This is a genomic window from Leptospira jelokensis (assembly GCF_004769635.1).
In the GTDB taxonomy this organism is placed as follows: Bacteria; Spirochaetota; Leptospiria; order Leptospirales; family Leptospiraceae; genus Leptospira_A; species Leptospira_A jelokensis.
This window is the reverse complement of record NZ_RQGH01000001.1, coordinates 1-888: the sequence shown is the minus strand read 5'-3', so window position 1 is coordinate 888 and position 888 is coordinate 1. Positions and strand designations below refer to the sequence as shown.

Below are 888 nucleotides of genomic sequence, written 5' to 3'. Positions count from 1 at the left end.
CCCTCCTGTAAGGCTAATTCCATCGGAAACACCATCACCATCCGAATCAACTAGAGTCGCATCTGTTTTCCCATCCCCCGAAAGATCGAGGGTGGTGCCAGGGGATAGGTCCTGAGAGGAACTTGGGCTTCCACCAATGAGTCCTAGTAAAAAAACAAAGGGATTGAACCCCTGTTGCGAGGAGCCATTAGGGAGGAACGCAATGCATTGGAATGTAAAAAGAGAGAGGAAGGATAAAAGGTAAAGTTTCTTTCGCATAACAGAGGCCGTTTTCAATTTCAAATTTCCAAAACTATATTCAGAAATTCTAATCCAGCAAATGGCTCCGTACTCTCAATGGAATTTTACAGTGAAGGAAAAAAAATCAGATTTTTCCGTTAAAAACGTTCTGAAAACGCGTTTGCACCGTTTTTAGCGGTTTTGCGAAATTTGGAAGGGTGAAATTGGTGAAGCTTTAGGGATGGATATGGTGTTACAATTTTCTTGGATGTGATTCCTTCCAATTGGATGTGAACGGTTGGATTCAAATCCCATCATTCTTTGAGTTGGATCCCAAACTTAAGTAACTCCGTTTCCAATTTGGGAAGCGAACTGGGACCAAATCCATGCAAACGGAGTAAGTCTTTTTTTGTGTATCGAGAGAGGTCTTCCAATTTGGTGATCCCAAGTTCATGGAGCAGTGCTCTTTGTGCGGGGGCACCGAGAAAACTTAAGAAATTGGGATCCTTTTTTGTCATTGGAACTTCACCATACCATTCAACTTGTTTCCGATCTCATATCAGAAATCATCATTATGACCGTCTCATTTACGTTAAACGGTAGCGTTCTTCAAACCATGGGAATGGCAAAATGAAACTCAAAATGGAAATCTGGCCGTTAATAACTGCC

General features: G+C 41.9%; 2 protein-coding genes. Both read right to left on the bottom strand.

The features are described from left to right. Nucleotides 1-258, bottom strand: a 258-nt coding sequence (locus tag EHQ62_RS00010) for a hypothetical protein (protein ID WP_208720587.1), incomplete at its 3' end; no start/stop codon positions are given. Nucleotides 259-533: 275 nt separating this feature from the next. Further along, nucleotides 534-737 (bottom strand): helix-hairpin-helix domain-containing protein, encoded by a 204-nt coding sequence (locus tag EHQ62_RS00005; RefSeq protein ID WP_135640250.1) that lies wholly within the window; start codon nucleotides 735-737, stop codon nucleotides 534-536. Nucleotides 738-888: the final 151 nt, after the last annotated feature.

Coding starts and splice junctions, on each gene's coding strand:
- EHQ62_RS00005 (WP_135640250.1), bottom strand. CDS start 737: ATGACAAAAAAGGATCCCAATTTCTTAAGTTTTCTCGGTGCCCCCGCA.